Source organism: Luteibacter sp., assembly GCF_051958795.1.
GTDB lineage: Bacteria > Pseudomonadota > Gammaproteobacteria > Xanthomonadales > Rhodanobacteraceae > Luteibacter.
The window spans coordinates 1-14,895 of the sequence record NZ_JBQCFT010000166.1 but is presented as its reverse complement, the minus strand read 5'-3'; the positions used below and the strand labels follow the sequence as shown (position 1 = coordinate 14,895).

The window sequence follows — 14,895 nt, the reverse complement described above, 5'->3', positions numbered from 1 at the left end:
CCGCTCCCACAAAAGGCCTTCAGGCCTCAGACCAGCTTGGCTTTCACCTTGCCGGCTACTGCGCCCATGTCGGCGCGACCGGCGGCCTTTTCCTTGACCAGGGCGACGACCTTTCCCATGTCGCGGGCCGAGGTGGCGCCGGATTCGGCCACGGCGGCGTCGATCAGGGCGTCGAGCTCGCTGTCGGTCAGCTTGGTCGGCAGGTAGGCGTCGATGACGCTCATTTCATAGCGCTCGATCTTGGCCAGATCCTCGCGGCCGGCCTTTTCGAACTGGTCCAGCGAGTCACGGCGCTGCTTCTGCATCTTTTCGAGGACAGCCAGGACCTGGGCGTCGTCGAGCTCGATGCGCTCATCGACCTCGCGCTGCTTGATCTGGGCCTGGACCAGGCGGATCACCGCCAGGCGGTCCTTCTCGCCGCCCTTCATGGCGGTCTTCATGTCTTCGGTGATCTTGGCCTTGAGGCTCATCGCTTTTCTCCAGAACGACGAAAAGCCGGCTCCACCTTTCGGCGGAGCCGGCTCGGGATTTCCGCCTGATTGCGGCGGCAGCGGGCGAACGCGCCAGCCGCGGGTCCAACACCGGCCCTACACAGGCCGGGTGGCAATCAGTACATGCGGGTCCGGCGCGTCGTGTCGCGGGACAGACGGCGCAGGTGACGCTTCACAGCAGCAGCGCGCTTACGCTTACGCTCCTGGGTCGGCTTTTCGTAAAATTCGCGCTTGCGCGTTTCGGCCAGCACGCCAGCCTTTTCGCACGTACGCTTGAAGCGGCGGAGGGCAAGCTCAAACGGCTCATTCTCGCGGACTTTAACGCTCGGCATGGAAACTCCACTTGTTTAAACTGACCCGTCTACCCGGGTGAGCCGTGGATTATAACGTGATCGAAATGCAAATTTCAAAGCCTGTGTTAGGTGTCGAGACCTCCTGCGATGAAACCGGCGTGGCCCTGCTGCGCTGGGACCCGGAAAACCCGGGCCGCGGGCTGCTTTCCCACGCCCTGTTCAGCCAGATCGCCCTGCACGCCGAATACGGCGGCGTGGTGCCCGAACTGGCCAGCCGCGACCACGTCCGCAAGCTGCTGCCCCTTGTGCGCCAGGCCCTGAAGGATGCCGGGCTCACCCCGGCGGACCTGGGTGGCGTGGCCTATACGGCGGGTCCGGGGCTAGTCGGCGCCCTGCTGGTGGGTGCCTCGGCGGCCCGCGCGATGGCCTGGGCGCTCGGTGTCCCGGCGATCGGCGTCCACCATATGGAAGGACACCTGCTGGCGCCGCTGCTCGAAGACGACCCGCCGGAGCCGCTGTTCGTGGCCCTGCTGGTCTCGGGCGGCCACTCCATGCTGGTGGAGGTGAAGGCGATCGGCGAGTACCGGATCCTGGGCGATACCCTGGATGACGCCGCGGGCGAGGCCTTCGACAAGACCGCCAAGCTGATGGGCCTGCCGTACCCCGGCGGCCCGGCGCTGGCCAAGCTGGCCGAGCAGGGCGAGCCGGGCAAGTTCCGGTTCTCCCGGCCCATGGTCGACCGACCGGGGCTCGATTTCAGCTTCTCCGGCCTGAAGACCCAGGTGCTGCTGGCCTGGCAGGCTTCCGATAAATCGGAACAGACCCGGGCCGACATCGCCCGGGGCTTCGAAGAGGCGATCGTCGATACCCTGGCGATCAAGTGTCGCCGGGCCCTTGAAGCGACGGGCGCGAAACGGCTGGTGATCGCCGGCGGCGTGGGCGCCAACAAGCGCCTGCGTGCCCAGCTCGCCGAATCCGGGGCCGCCGATGGCTTCCGCGTGTACTTCCCACGGCTGCAGTTCTGCACCGACAACGGCGCGATGATCGCGCTGGCCGGTGCCATCCGCCTCGCCGCCGGGCAACAGCAGGACGAGACGATCGAGGTGTTCCCGCGGTGGAGCCTGGAGACACTTCCGCCGGCAGCGTAAGTACTTCGGTTGTGGGAGCGTGCTGTGGGAGCGTGCTTGCACGCGATGGGTGCTCGCGGCAGCACCCATCGCGTAGGAGCCCACCCTGTGGGCGACATCTTTCGCCAAAATGCCACAGGCCCTGTGGCTCCTCCGCGAACGGCGTCGCCCACAGGGTGGGCTCCTACGACGAGTGGGGCAGGCATCGGTTAACCTGTAAGGCCTTTTCCACGCACCACGGCCCCATGGATATCGTCTTCATCGAGGACCTGCGCATCGACGCGGTCATCGGCATCTACGACTGGGAACGCCGGATCCGGCAGACCCTTTCGTTCGACCTGGAGATGGCGTTCGATAACCGCCGTCCCGCGGCAACCGACGACATCAACGACACGCTGAACTACAAGTCGATCTCGAAGCGCCTCCAGGCCTATGTCGAGGCCTCGAGCTTCGGCCTGGTCGAGACCCTCGCCGAGCGTTGCGCCGAGATCATCCGCGAGGAGTTCGGCGTGAGCTGGGTTCGCCTGAAGCTTTCCAAGCCGGGCGCCGTGCGTGGCGCGCGCGCCGTCGGTGTGCGCATCGAGCGCGGCATGCGGCCGGAATGATGTTTCTCCTGGAGTGGTAACAGCGACATGGACGACATGTTCAACATCATCGAACTGAAGCGGCTTGGCGCGATCGCCGGCCTCTTCGTCGTGGCCTGGCTGGTCGGGCTGCTTGGCCGCGTATTCCTGCACCGCGTCGTACGTGTCGCGACCCGCCACACGGCATGGCGCTGGGACGATGCCCTGTACGAGTTCGGCGCGTTCCGCTGGCTTGCGCGCATGCTCCCGGCGATCGTCGTGTACTACGGCATCGCCCTGTTCCTGGATGTCACCAGCGACGATGGCTGGGCCGGTTTCATTCGCGACGTCGCCGTGTGCTGGATGATCGTCTGCGTGATGGCGGCGCTTGGCCGGGCGCTGGTAGCGTTCGAATCGCTGTATAGCGCCACGCCCGCGGGCAAGCGTTCCATCAAGGGCGTGGTGCAGCTGTTCCAACTGGCGCTGTGGATCGTCGCGGTCGTGGTCGTCATCACGCGGCTCACGCACCAGAACGTCGCCTTGTTGCTCTCGGGCATCGGCGCGATGTCCGCAGTGCTGCTGCTGGTGTTCAAGGACACCATCCTCGGCTTCGTGGCTGGCATCCAGCTCAGCACCAACGACATGCTGCGCGTCGGCGACTGGATCACCATGTCGTCTGCCGGCGTCGATGGCGACGTCATCGACATCACCCTGCACACGGTGAAAGTGCGCAACTTCGATCGCACGATCGTCACCGTGCCGACGTGGCGGCTGATCTCCGATTCGTTCCAGAACTGGCGCGGTATGTCCGATTCCGGCGGGCGCCGGATCAAGCGTGAGCTGTTCGTCGATGCGGCCTGCGTGCGTTTCCTCGAGGAGGGCGAGCTGGAGCGCTTCGCGAAGATCCACCTGCTTGCCGCTTACCTGAAGCAGAAGCGCGAAGACATCCAGCGCTGGAACGATGCCCTCGGCGAGCCCGGCAAGCTGCCGGCCAACCGTCGCCGCCAGACCAACATCGGCGCCTATCGTGCCTACGCCGAGGCGTACATCAAGGCGCACCCGGATGTGCACGACAGGATGACCCGGATGGTCCGCATGCGCGATCCGGGGCCGCAGGGCATCCCGCTCGAGGTCTACTGCTTCACCAACACCGTGGTGTGGCTGGACTACGAGCGGATCCAAGCCGACATCTTCGATCACCTCATCGCTATCCTGCCGGAGTTCGGCCTGCGTCCGTTCCAGCAGCCCTCGGGCGGCGACGTGCGCGAGGCGATCGGCGCGCTGCGCGATATCCCCGCGCTGGAGGACTGAATGGGGCGCGCGTACCTGAGCCTTGGGTCGAATATCGACGCGGAGCGCTGGCTCGCCGCGGCGGTGTCGGAACTGCGCGCACGTTTCGGCGCGCTGGACGTATCGCCCGTGTACCGCAGCGCGGCTGTCGGTTTCGAGGGGCCGGACTTCTTCAACCTGGCGGTCGGCCTTGAGAGCGACCTCGGCCCCGAGGCGTTGAACGACTGGCTGCACGCCCTGGAAGACCGCCACGGACGCATCCGCGGCGGCGACCGTTACGCCAGCCGCACGCTCGACGTGGATATCGTGCTGTATGACGATCTCGTCCTCAGCGGTGCGGGGCACCTGCAGCTTCCGCGCGGCGAGCTTCGCCACGCCTTCGTGTTGAAGCCGATGGCCGACATTGCGCCGGACGTGCGTCACCCGGTGAACGGGCAGACGATGGCTGCGCTGTGGGCTGCCTTTCCCGCAGGGAAGGAGCCGTTGTCCGTCGCACCCATGCGGCTCTGAAGCTCGCTCGCCCGATTACTTCAGTACGGCCTCACGCATCCCGCTCGCCGGCGCGCTCCGGTCTGCGGGCTCCGGCGTCTACTTCCGCCGCCACTCGCCCGGCGTGCACGAGGCAAACCGCGCGAACACCCGGTTGAAGTGGCTTTGGTCACAGAACCCGGACATGTGTGCGATATCGGTCAGGCGCAGGTTCGCGTCGCGCATCAGCCGCTTGGCGAGATCGACGCGCGCGGCCATGAGCCAGGCGTGCGGCGATGTGCCGAAGGAAAGCCTGAAGCCGCGTGTGAACATGCGGTAAGACAGCCCGCACGCCGCGGCCACCTCGTGCATGGAAATCGGCGTGCCGAGGCGGGCGAGCATGTACTCGGTGGCAAACGCCCGCTGCGCCTCGGACAGCGCGACGCTCAACAGCCGTGGTTCGCTCATCGGCACGGCATGCTGGTGCGCCAGGCAGGAACACGCGGCCTCCAGCAGGTGGCGCGCGAACATGGCCGACTCTTTCGGGTGTAGCGGCGCGGTCGTGTGCCTGAGGCAGGCCATGATGGCGCCCAGCAACGCATCATCGAAAGGTGCGCTGTCGACGAGTGAAAAGTCAGCGAGACCTTTCTGCCCGGCGAAGACGGCCGGCCGCGGAAGGTAGGCGACGACGGCGTGCAAGGGGCCCTGCCATGACACGTGCATCGCTTCCGCCAGGTCCATCACCAGGGTGTGCCCGGTGGGCAGGCGGTCGTCCAGCACCCTGCGCGAGCCGTGCGAAACCTTCATCGTGCAGGGTGCGCCGAGGTTGGTCATCACGAGGTACGCATCGTCGCTCGCGCGTGGCGATGCCGACTCGCCGGATGCCAGAGGCAGGGCGAGTTCCGCCACCGTAAGCGGCTGTCCGGCATGGGTCAGGGTAAAGAAAGTCGCTAAGTTCCGTGCCCCGAACGCCTGCTCGATGCGGCACCGTTGTTTCATTCTTGCCATGGCGCGCCTAAAGGGTTTGATCCCCACTGTGCAAGCGCTTCCACGACCGATCGTCCGCTACATCGTCCAATTCATCTGTCGCTCGCCGCCGTGCGACGCAGTGGACGCAAAGACACAACGTCATCGTCGTGTCTTGTTCCAAACGCCGGATGATTGGACGCGACTGCGGGACGCGGGAAGACCATGGCGCGCATAACGTGGCAGCCATGGACATCCTCTCTGACAGCCTGAACAGCGGTCCCGCCGCGCACGCCTCGCCCGCCTCGGTCATCGACTCCGACGATGGCTGGGCCGAATCGGTCATGCTTAGCGAAGGAAAGTACGGGCCTTACCAGGTAGTAGCGCGCGCCGCGAGCTCCACCCTGATCGTCGACGAACCCATGGGCGTTGGCGGGCTCGGTTCCGGGCCGACGCCCTTCGACCTCCTCAGTGCGGCGCTAGGCTCATGCGCGCTCATGACGATGCGCCGCTACGCCACCGAGCGGGCGTGGCCGCTGGAGCGGCTGGTGGTTCGCGTCGTCCACGACCGGCCCGCCCTCGCGGCACGCGATCGGTTCCTGAAAGAAATCCAGATCACCGGCCGGCTCACCTCCTCGCAGGTCGCGGCCCTCATCGAGGTGTCCATGCGTTGCCCGATCCACCTGACCCTCGCGCGCGGCTCGCAGGTGGAGACACGGCTGGTAGGGGAGGCCGGGATAGCCCAGGTGGCGATAGGGCGGACCGCGCACATGCGGGCGATGCGGGAAGCCTGTGGCCAGGGAGGCATGCCTGGCGGCGCGGCGCGTGCGCCAAGTCCGCCCCGCGAATCCGTTAGTCCACCGCCCTGGTGAGACCCTAGAATTCGTGGACAGGCAGCGCTGACTGGCCGAATATCAACGTGCCACTGCCGACGATCCACCTGCGCGGTGTTCGGCGCGTACAGATGACCTCGGCTGCCTGCACTCCATCGATTACCTTCCTCCCGGGTGACGCAGTGCTGAAAGGACCCGCCGTACGTATTTCGCCGCATGACCTCAACCGGCTCCTGGGGAGCCTCGAGGTCAATTTCGTCGCGCTCACCGAATGCCTCGTCAGCGAGGGCTATTGCCTGGACATGGGTGGCGTGAACGCACCCGGCATCCACTACAACATCCGTGGCAGCGGGCGCCTTTCGATCAAAGGCTGCGCCCCTATCGAGCTGGCGCCGCATACCCTGGTCATCGTGCCGCCGAACGCACCCTTCCGCATCGAGGCGGAAGGCTTCCACCGTGGCCTTAACAGCATGCGCACGGTGGATGGCATGCTCGTCGCGGTGTCGAAAGACGCCGTGAACTACATCGTTGCCGGCGAGGGCGATCCCGAAGTCATCCTGATCTGCGGCTTCTTCGATGCCTGCTACGGCTCGGCCGTGGACCTGTTCGGCACGCTCACTACGCCGATCGTCGAGCAGTTCTCCGAGGCCGACCGGCTGGATACGACGCTGAAGAGCGCCATAGCCGAACTCGTCGCGCAGGAGGTCGGTTCCGGCGCCATGAGCTCGGCGCTGCTCAAGCTGGTGATCGTCAACATCCTTCGCCGTTCGCTGCACTCCAACCACACCTGGGTGGAGCGCTTCGCGTTGCTGCGCGACCCGCAGATCGCGCGGGCCTTCGCGGAAATGGCGAGCAACCCGGGCGCACCGCATACCGTCAGTTCCCTCGCACAGAGCGCATACCTCGGCCGCTCCGCCTTCATGGCGCGGTTCACCGAGATCGTCGGCCAGCCACCCATGAACGTCCTGCGCGACCTGCGGATGCGCCAGGCGGCCGAGCAACTCCAGACTGGCCAGGTCTCCATCGAGCAGGTAGTGCGCAACACCGGGTACGAAAGCCGCAGCAGTTTCGCCCGCGCGTTCCGCAAGGTGTTCGGCATGGATCCGTCGGAGTACCGGCGTGGAACGGTGGACTCCACGCGCGGACCCTCTGCACCGGCAGTGGACGGAAACTACGCTCAGAACGCGGTATCCGACCCGAGGTGATCTTCATGAAAGCGATCGTGGCGACTGACCAGGCGGCGGGGATGGCCGGGCTGAAACTAGCCGAGCGGCCCCAGCCAAAGGCGTCGATCAACGACGTCGTCGTCGAAGTGCACGCGGCGGGCTTCGTGAACACGGAACTTGAATGGCCGTCGACGTGGGCCGACCGGCTGGGTCGCGATCGTACGCCGTCCATCGTCGGCCATGAGCTGGCGGGCGTGGTCACGGGCATCGGCTATGGCACCACGGGCTTCTCGATCGGCCAGCGGGTGTTCGGGCTCGCCGACTGGTATCGCGACGGATCGCTCGCGGAGTACACCGCGATCGAAGCGCGGAACCTCGCCGCGTTGCCCGACGATGTGGACTTCGTGTCGGCCGCAAGCCTGCCGATTTCCGGACTCACCGCCTGGCAGGGCCTGTTCGTGCACGGGCAGCTGCGGCCGGGACAGCGGGTCCTCGCGCATGGCGCGGGCGGCGCGGTTGGTGCACTTGTCGTGCAGCTGGCACGCGAAGCCGGAGCGCATGTGATCGGCACGGGGCGTGCGGCCGATCGCGAGCTGGCGCTGGGTTTTGGCGCCAACGACTTCGTCGATCTCGAGCACGATGCGCTGGAGGATGTCGGCGAGATCGATCTCGTGTTCGACGTGATCGGTGGCGATATCGGCCCGCTATCCGCGCGCCTCGTTCGGCCGGGTGGTGTCGTCGTCTCGGTCGTGGGGCCCTACGAAGGATTGTCCGACACCATCCGCGTCATCGATTTCGTCGTCGAAGCCGACCGCGATCAGCTGGCGGAGATTGCACATCGCGTTAGCGATGGCCGGCTGAAAACGCATATCGGCAAGGTCTCCTCCCTGGATGACGCGATCGCATCGATGAACGCGAAAGACCGCCGCAAGGGCAAGTCCATCTTCCGCCCCCGTTCCTGACCTGCCGGGGCGAAGCGCCCCCTCCGTTTCCCAAGGCTCCAACACACCCCTTTCCTTTCGGGAGAGGCACGGGCCCTCCTGCGCGTCATTCCATCCCAAAGTCACCGGAGTTCATCATGAGCAACGAAGTCATCAACACCATTCTTAGCCGCACTGCCGCGAAGTATTACGACAAGGACGCAGTCCTGAGCGATGCGCAGATCAGCGAACTCGTGCATGTCGGCACGACCGCACCCACCTCGTTCCACCTGCAGAACTGGCGCTTCATCGCCGTGCGCTCGCCGGAAGCCAAGGCGAAACTGAGCCCCATCGCGTGGAACCAGCCTGCAGTGACCGATGCGGCTGTCACCTTCATCGTCGTCGGCCAGCTGGCTGATTCCAGCGTGATCCCCGATCGCCTTGCGCCGCTCGTCGCGGCTGGCGTGATGCCGGCAACGATGGTGCCCGAGTGGGAGCTTCCCGCGCGTGGCCTGTACAAGGAATTCCCGCAGCGGCAGCGCGACGAAGCGGTGCGTACCGGGACGTTCGGTGCCGCCGCGATGATCTACGCCGCGCGCTCGCTCGGCTGGGGTTCGACGCCGATGATCGGTTTCGATGACGTCGCCGTGCACCGCGAGTTCGGCCTCGGCAAGGACGAGGTGCCGGTGATGCTGCTTTCCGTCGGGCCGGAACGTGCCGGCAACTGGGCGCAGAAGCCGCGCCGCCCGCTCGCCGAAGTCCTCGACTTCGCCTGATCTCCCTTTCTTAGCCCTCAGTGGAATAAACGTCATGCCAAGAACCACCGCACTCATGGCCGAACAGGTCCCGGCCGACTCGAAGCCCACGCTCGATGCCTTCACCAAAAACATCGGGTTTACCCCGAACATGCTGGCCGCCTTCGCGCAGAGCCCGCTCGCCTTCAACGCATGGGCTGTCCTGCTCGGCTCGCTGAGCAAGGCGCTGGACGTGAAGACCCGCGACAGCATCGGCCTGGCCGTTTCAGAAGTGAATGGCTGCAACTACTGCCTGTCGGTCCACAGCTTCACCGCGGAACACATGGCGAAGCTGCCCGGCGATGAAATCATCCTCGCCCGCAAGGGACGGGCGACCGATGCGAAGCGTGACGCCGCCGTGGCGTTCGCGCGCAAGGTCATCGAGGCGAGGGGGCACGTGAGCGAGGCCGATCTCGAGAAGGTCCGCGAGGCCGGTTATACCGATGCGAACGTGATGGAGATCGTCGCGCTCGTGGCGATGTATTCGCTGACGAACTTCTTTAACAATGTGTTCGACCACGACAAGGACTTCCCGGCCGTGACGCCGGCCGGCGCCATCTGATCGCCGGTGCCGGCGGGACGCGGGGCGTAGCCTGGGGCCGGTGCCTGTAGGGCAGGTGCCACGCGCTTTCCGCCGGACAGGTGGGGCTGTCCGTCAGCCCAGACGGATCGCCCCGCGGTGGCGCTCGCCCCGGCCGGGGTGCTAAAACACCGCCACCGCAACGCACCAGGGGTTCCAACGGAAATGGGCAAGTTCGCACGCAGTTGGGCGCTGATGAAATCCAGCGCCAACATCCTCCGCCAGGACAAGGAGCTGATGCTGTTCCCGCTCTTTGCGGGCCTGGCCTCGCTCGTGGTCATCGCCTCGTTCGCATGGCCGGTGATCTCGCTTTGGCACGGGCACCGCACGGGCCTTGAGGATGGCGGCCGGCACGTCTCGCCGGTATTCCTCGCCGTCTCGTTCCTGTTCTACTTCGTCCAGTACGGCGTGGTGATCTTCTTCAACACCGCACTGGCCGCCGCGGCGTTCATTCGCCTCGATGGCGGCAACCCGACGCTCAACGATGGCCTGCGCGCCGCGTGGAGCAAGCTGCCGTCGATCGTCGGCTACGCGCTTATCTCCGCCACGGTCGGCATGATCCTGCGTGCCATCCAGGAGCGCGCCGGTATCGTCGGCCGTCTCGTCGCCGGCCTGCTCGGCGTGGGCTGGACCGTCGCCACCTTCCTCGTCGTGCCGGTGCTTGCCGCGCAGAACGTGGGCCCGGTGGAAGCGTTGAAGGACAGCGCTTCGCTGGTGAAGCGCACCTGGGGCGAGAACATCATCGGCAACGCCGGCATCGGCCTCGCGGGTGGCCTCCTCACGTTCTGCGTGATGGTGGTTAGTATCGCGTTGTTCGTCGGTGCGGCTTCGACGGGCTCGATCGCACTGATGGTCGCCGTGGGTGTGGTCGCGGTCATCGCCGTTGTGGCGCTCGGCCTGTTCCAGAACGCCATGCACGGTGTCTACGCCGCGGCGCTCTACCGCTACGCCGAACACGGCGATCCGGGGCAGGGCTTCGATCGCGCGTTGCTGGAAACGGCATTCCGCCAGAAGAAGTAAAACAAGAAGGCCCGGCAGAGATGCCGGGCCTTTTTCGTTGTGGGGCTGTCGCGGCCTGGGTCGCGTGCAAGCACGCTCCCACAACTGCCGGGCGCCGGCGCCCTCGTGTGGGAGCGCGCTCGCGCGCGATCCGCGCCACAGGCGCGGCCAGCTCACCTCACCGCGGATTCACCGGCAGATACTGCCCCTGGGCACCCGCCCTCGCTCCCTTCGTATTCACATTCGCGCAAAGCTGGTCGCCACATAGCGTGACGTCCGCCCTGTTGTAAGCCTTAAGCAGGTCCGCGGATAGCTGGTTCTGCCGAATCACGTCCATGTAATGCGAAGACAACCAGATCGCCGCCACTAGCAGCAGCACGATGGCGCCGCCGACGACACCCATGACTTTCCAGACCAGGTGGCGGTGCAGCTTCTCCAGGCGCGTCATCTGATCGGCGACGACGCGCGTAGCTTCCATCGCAGAGCCAGAGGCGTTCTGCAGGCGCAGCTCATATTCGCTGACCGGGCGATCGATGCCGGCCCGGACACGATCCATGATCTGGACCGGAATCTCGCGCAATACGCCGTCCGCCGAGCGCTGGACCGCCGTGGGCACATGGCTGGTGAGACCTTCCAGCGCCTGCCAGGTCTGGTCGAGCCGCCGTTCGATCATGGAGCAGCGCCGCTCGAACTGCTCCATGAGGAGCGCCGTGCTGCTGACCAGCGTCAGGACTTCCTTTTCTTCCATTGGGGTTCCTTTGTCAGCGGACCATGCGCGGGCCGTGTGCCTGCTGCTGGGTCTGTTGCTGTTCGTTTTGTTGCTGCTGGAGCTGGGCGGCGCGTTGCTGCTCAGCGTGCTGTTCGATCTGGTTGGCCTGTTGCACTGCGTTCTGTTGAAGCTGTTGGCCCGGCGGCATGTCGGCAAAGGCCTGCGTCTCCTGGCGGAACCGGTTCCAGTCGCCGTTGCGGGCGGCTTCGAGCATCTCGTTGATGCGGTCGTGCGCGGGGCTTGAAGGCGCGTCCTGCTTTGTCGAAGGCGCATGGATACCGTTAGAGCGGGCAGCCTCGTTGAGTTCATCCCGGAGGTTGCCCGTGGCCCTGCTTTCGTGGCCAAACCAGCCTTCGTGCTTCCAGGCGCCGTCGGGTCCGCGCTTGTACTCATTGCCGTCCGAAGCCTGCAGTACGTCCTTCGGCGCGTGGAGGGCCTTCATTGCCGCTTCCTCGGGATCACCGAAATGACTCCAGCCGTAGCGGAGGTAGGCATCCCGGTACTTCCCGGCAATCGCCTCCGGCCGGTTCGCCCGGTTCTCCTCGGCTACCTGGGACGAAGCGCGCTCGAGCTCCCGGGTGCGATCCGGGCTCGCAAGCTCGGTCCGCGTGACGGGAAGGCCGTGTTCCATGTAACCCGTAGTAACCGAGCGGCTCCACGCATGCGTCCCCGCATCGCGCTGCCAGTTGGCCTCACGCAGGCTGGGTGTATCCGTGGGCGCTGCCTTGATGGAATAGGGATCGCGCGGCGCGGGCGGGTGGGCGAGCGCCAGCTGCACCTGGACACCGGAGGCTTTGTAGTTGAGTTCGTTGGCGATCTCAGGCGGGGCCGTGATCGTTCGTGTTTTGTATGCGGGGGCGCTGAAGCCGAAGCCTGGGACCGAAAGGCCGTTCGGATCGATGCGGGTTTCGGAGCGCGTCCAGCCCTGGTCGGGGCGGGTGGGGTCCATGTGCCAGCTTTGGCCGGTGTGGTCGGTCTGGTTGTACGTGCGATAGTTGTCGGCGGCAGTAGCGATCTTTTCGCCACCGATGGCGCCGGCTATGCCCCCGATCGTGCCGGTGACGAAGAGACCGGGTCCGGATTCCACGCCGAGGGCTGCGCCGGTCGCGGCTCCTAACTCGGCTCCTTCGACAACGCCAACCACGCGTCCGCCAAAGTGAAGGACTGCGGATTGTGCGCCCATCACGTTCCCGGCTGACTGCAGGGCACTCACATCATTGGCGGTAGCGATCGCATCGTACGCCATCGCTGCACCACCGAGAGTACCCAGACCGCGTGCTGCGTACCCTCTGTGTCTAAGTACAACGTCGCCGTGCAACCCTTCGGCTTCGGCTTGGTAGGCCCCCACGGATTCAACTACCGAAAGTTGCGCCCGTTCAGCAAGGAGATTCAACTTTGCGTCGGGGGAGAGCTTGAGGTCAGTAGCCGATCGGTCGGTCAGCGAGGCATGCCAGGCTGACTGGCGTGACCAATCCGTGAGCAGACCGCGTGTCTGTGAAAGTGTGGCAACGCGGTCCCCCCGAATACGCTCAAGCGCTTCGCCGGGAGTACCCGGATCCCTGACGCTATCCCATGCCAGATTGCCTTCGCGCTCATAGATGCGGATTGGCGCATTTGTCGCTGCATGGACCGTATCAAGATTCCCGGCGAGACGTTCGTAGACCGATCGACGGACCTCGCTCGGAACATAGCGACCGTATCCGCGTTCATCGATCGATGCCGAGAACCGGTTATCGACTCCGTGCTCACTCTCGAGCCTATGCGTAGCGACGGCCCTGACCTCGACGTCGTAACCTGCGTTTCTCAGCTGGCTGATGGTTCGAATTGCCCATGCGTCATGTGCAAGCGTGGTGTCAATGATGAGATTTTTGCGAGCATCTATCACTTGCTCTCGAAGCTCGCTGGCCCAGCTGCTAGCGTCAGCGTGCGTGTCGGTAGACCATGTGTACGGATGATTGGACCGGAATGAGCGCACGTCGGGATGGTAGGCGCGCAGTTCGTCGGGGTCGACGCTTACGGCATCGTCGGAAAGATCCCGCATGGAAATCGCCTGGATCCGGCCTTTGCCGGCACCGGGCTGGCCGGCGAGAATGATCGCTCGAGGATTGGACTGTGTGGTGGCCTCATTGAAGCCGCTGTCCGGAACAATCCGATCTCGATAGATCGCTGCGTGCCTTGCGTCCGAAAGTTTGCCAGAAGGATCAGTCACGTTGCCCTCCTGTCGAGTGCGTCACAGTAGGCCTCGAGCTCCCTCAGGTCGCGCATCCCAATCGTGCTGCTTCTCGACTTTCCGATGAGGTCACGCTTTACTTTGAGCGTGGCGGAAGCGCCGGCGTCCGCGCGATTTTCGGCCTCGTCCAGTGCTTTCCCTGCAATCTCCATCATGTCCCCTAACGTATCCTTGAGCGATGAGATAGCGCGTTCGAAACGCGGCTCGGACATCGGTTCCTTGATGGCGCGGCAGAGCGAATCCCGCAACTCTGCGAGAAGCTCGGGATACGGAGCCAGAAGGTCTTGAATCGTGGAAGGAAGTGGTGGGGCATCCGCGGTAAAAGAGTTCAATGAAGTTCCTTGTCTAAGCGGTCACCGATCGCCATGACCGGTCCCGTCCAGCTCGTCGCAGTGGGTCTGTAGGTTGCGCGTCCTATCAGGCTACTCTTGACCGCGAGTGATTCGACCACCGCAACATCGCCTCGCGGTCAAACGTCTGTTAGTGACGGACTGAAAACCCTGAGCCCCGGAGCCGATCGTAGGATCGGTAGGTCGGCCTGCGCGAAGCGGCTGTGCGGAAGATAGCCGTCAACGAATGCGATGCACGAGCCCATCTCGACGGCTCGCTTCGTGAAGTCCTGGTAGCCGGCGTTCATCAGGAAATCGACGGCAGCGTTTCGATATTTTCCAAGGAAGGGCCTGATGCCCTCTTCCCGAAGGAATGTCTGAAACTTCCCGGCAACGATCGTGAATTCATCGCTACTCCTCGCATTGTTGATGGCTCGACCAAAGGGCGTATGGAACAGGGTCCCGGCGTTTCCGTCATACGAAGCAATGAAGTCAAACGCGCGCTGTAGGTTGGACGCTCCGTCACTGGCGCGGCCGGAGGCGAAGACCGACTCGGGCTCCCCAACTTTTTGGGCTAGGGGAGGGTGCTTTGGGTCTGGCTCTGGTTGAAGTGTTGGGGATACCGGTTCCGCCTCGAATGAGACATTCACGAGCCTCCGGCTCAAGATCACATTGCCCGACTCATCCACCGACCCGACTGGCGGAGTCATATTGTGTTCGGCGAGATGGTCGGCGTTGGCAACCACCGTGAACAACGTGGTTTCGTAGATGTCATAGCCAGACGCATAGACCAGCGTCATTGCGTCCGCGATGTTAAGCAGGAAATCGATCCCGCCGGAGCTATCGCCGAGCGCTCGCTGGATGCGCTTTAGTGAGTCGATGAGTCCGGTCGAGGAAAGGCTAATTGTCCAGGATTGGGATCCGTCATCCTTTTCATCCACCGTTGCGAGGCAGCAGATCGCCTCGACACGATTGTCGAAGTAGACGCTGTAGTGCATCTCAACTTCGCCAGGAGTAGCGCCCTGTTCCAGGCATGGCTGAATGACCTCAATCCCTCTGACCCTGTCCACAGCCGTG

17 protein-coding genes are annotated in these 14,895 nt (G+C 64.7%); 10 read left to right on the top strand and 7 right to left on the bottom strand.

Annotated features, from left to right (window positions below; genetic code table 11):
* Positions 1-26 precede the first annotated feature (26 nt).
* Both ACTHLF_RS08725 and rpsU read right to left on the bottom strand, forming a co-directional pair.
* Positions 27-470: a GatB/YqeY domain-containing protein gene (locus tag ACTHLF_RS08725; protein ID WP_440326624.1), complete on the bottom strand. Its 444-nt coding sequence runs from the start codon at positions 468-470 to the stop codon at positions 27-29.
* Between the two features lie 137 nt (positions 471-607).
* Positions 608-823 (bottom strand): 30S ribosomal protein S21, encoded by a 216-nt coding sequence (gene rpsU, locus ACTHLF_RS08720; protein WP_029213735.1) that lies wholly within the window; start codon positions 821-823, stop codon positions 608-610.
* 65 nt (positions 824-888) lie between these two features.
* Between rpsU and tsaD the strand changes: the two genes are divergently transcribed.
* The 4 genes from tsaD (at position 889) to folK (ending at position 4,274) form a co-directional block, all read left to right on the top strand.
* Positions 889-1,932, top strand: a complete 1,044-nt coding sequence (gene tsaD / locus ACTHLF_RS08715; RefSeq protein WP_440326622.1) for a tRNA (adenosine(37)-N6)-threonylcarbamoyltransferase complex transferase subunit TsaD — start codon at positions 889-891, stop codon at positions 1,930-1,932.
* A 224-nt stretch (positions 1,933-2,156) separates the two neighbouring features.
* Positions 2,157-2,516 carry a dihydroneopterin aldolase gene (gene folB, locus ACTHLF_RS08710; protein WP_440326620.1) on the top strand — a complete coding sequence of 120 codons (360 nt, stop codon included), beginning with the start codon at positions 2,157-2,159 and terminating at the stop codon, positions 2,514-2,516.
* A 27-nt stretch (positions 2,517-2,543) separates the two neighbouring features.
* Positions 2,544-3,785 carry a mechanosensitive ion channel family protein gene (locus tag ACTHLF_RS08705; protein WP_440326618.1) on the top strand — a complete coding sequence of 414 codons (1,242 nt, stop codon included), beginning with the start codon at positions 2,544-2,546 and terminating at the stop codon, positions 3,783-3,785.
* On the top strand, positions 3,786-4,274 hold the full coding sequence (gene folK / locus ACTHLF_RS08700; protein WP_440326616.1) for a 2-amino-4-hydroxy-6-hydroxymethyldihydropteridine diphosphokinase: 489 nt from the start codon (positions 3,786-3,788) through the stop codon (positions 4,272-4,274).
* Positions 4,275-4,352: 78 nt separating this feature from the next.
* Here the strand turns inward: folK and ACTHLF_RS08695 are convergent, their stop codons facing one another.
* Positions 4,353-5,267 (bottom strand): helix-turn-helix transcriptional regulator, encoded by a 915-nt coding sequence (locus tag ACTHLF_RS08695; RefSeq protein ID WP_440326614.1) that lies wholly within the window; start codon positions 5,265-5,267, stop codon positions 4,353-4,355.
* A gap of 179 nt (positions 5,268-5,446) precedes the next feature.
* On the opposite strand from ACTHLF_RS08695, the gene ACTHLF_RS08690 reads away from it, so the two are divergent.
* From ACTHLF_RS08690 to ACTHLF_RS08665, 6 genes are all read left to right on the top strand, one after another.
* A complete protein-coding gene (locus ACTHLF_RS08690) occupies positions 5,447-6,070 on the top strand; it encodes an OsmC family protein (RefSeq protein WP_440326612.1) in 624 nt (207 codons plus the stop codon).
* Between the two features lie 47 nt (positions 6,071-6,117).
* A complete protein-coding gene (locus ACTHLF_RS08685) occupies positions 6,118-7,236 on the top strand; it encodes an AraC family transcriptional regulator (RefSeq protein ID WP_440326610.1) in 1,119 nt (372 codons plus the stop codon).
* 5 nt (positions 7,237-7,241) lie between these two features.
* The gene (locus ACTHLF_RS08680; RefSeq protein WP_440326609.1) at positions 7,242-8,159 is read left to right on the top strand and encodes an NADP-dependent oxidoreductase; all 918 of its coding nucleotides are present in this window, start codon (positions 7,242-7,244) and stop codon (positions 8,157-8,159) included.
* A 116-nt stretch (positions 8,160-8,275) separates the two neighbouring features.
* On the top strand, positions 8,276-8,893 hold the full coding sequence (locus ACTHLF_RS08675) for a nitroreductase family protein (RefSeq protein WP_440326608.1): 618 nt from the start codon (positions 8,276-8,278) through the stop codon (positions 8,891-8,893).
* Positions 8,894-8,927: 34 nt separating this feature from the next.
* Positions 8,928-9,473 (top strand): carboxymuconolactone decarboxylase family protein, encoded by a 546-nt coding sequence (locus ACTHLF_RS08670; protein ID WP_440326607.1) that lies wholly within the window; start codon positions 8,928-8,930, stop codon positions 9,471-9,473.
* 183 nt (positions 9,474-9,656) lie between these two features.
* Positions 9,657-10,511: a DUF6159 family protein gene (locus ACTHLF_RS08665; protein ID WP_440326605.1), complete on the top strand. Its 855-nt coding sequence runs from the start codon at positions 9,657-9,659 to the stop codon at positions 10,509-10,511.
* A 157-nt stretch (positions 10,512-10,668) separates the two neighbouring features.
* On the opposite strand, the gene ACTHLF_RS08660 is transcribed toward ACTHLF_RS08665, so the two are convergent.
* The 4 genes from ACTHLF_RS08660 to ACTHLF_RS08645 form a co-directional block, all read right to left on the bottom strand.
* Positions 10,669-11,238 (bottom strand): relaxation protein, encoded by a 570-nt coding sequence (locus tag ACTHLF_RS08660; RefSeq protein WP_440326604.1) that lies wholly within the window; start codon positions 11,236-11,238, stop codon positions 10,669-10,671.
* A 13-nt stretch (positions 11,239-11,251) separates the two neighbouring features.
* The gene (locus tag ACTHLF_RS08655) at positions 11,252-13,468 is read right to left on the bottom strand and encodes a zeta toxin family protein (RefSeq protein ID WP_440326602.1); all 2,217 of its coding nucleotides are present in this window, start codon (positions 13,466-13,468) and stop codon (positions 11,252-11,254) included.
* Complete coding sequence (locus ACTHLF_RS08650) at positions 13,465-13,821, bottom strand: hypothetical protein (RefSeq protein WP_440326601.1); 357 nt, start codon at positions 13,819-13,821, stop codon at positions 13,465-13,467. The genes ACTHLF_RS08655 and ACTHLF_RS08650 overlap by 4 nt, the downstream gene beginning before the upstream one ends.
* Before the next feature lie 137 nt (positions 13,822-13,958).
* Positions 13,959-14,895 (bottom strand): hypothetical protein (locus ACTHLF_RS08645; protein WP_440326599.1); only part of this gene is annotated, 937 nt, incomplete at its 5' end.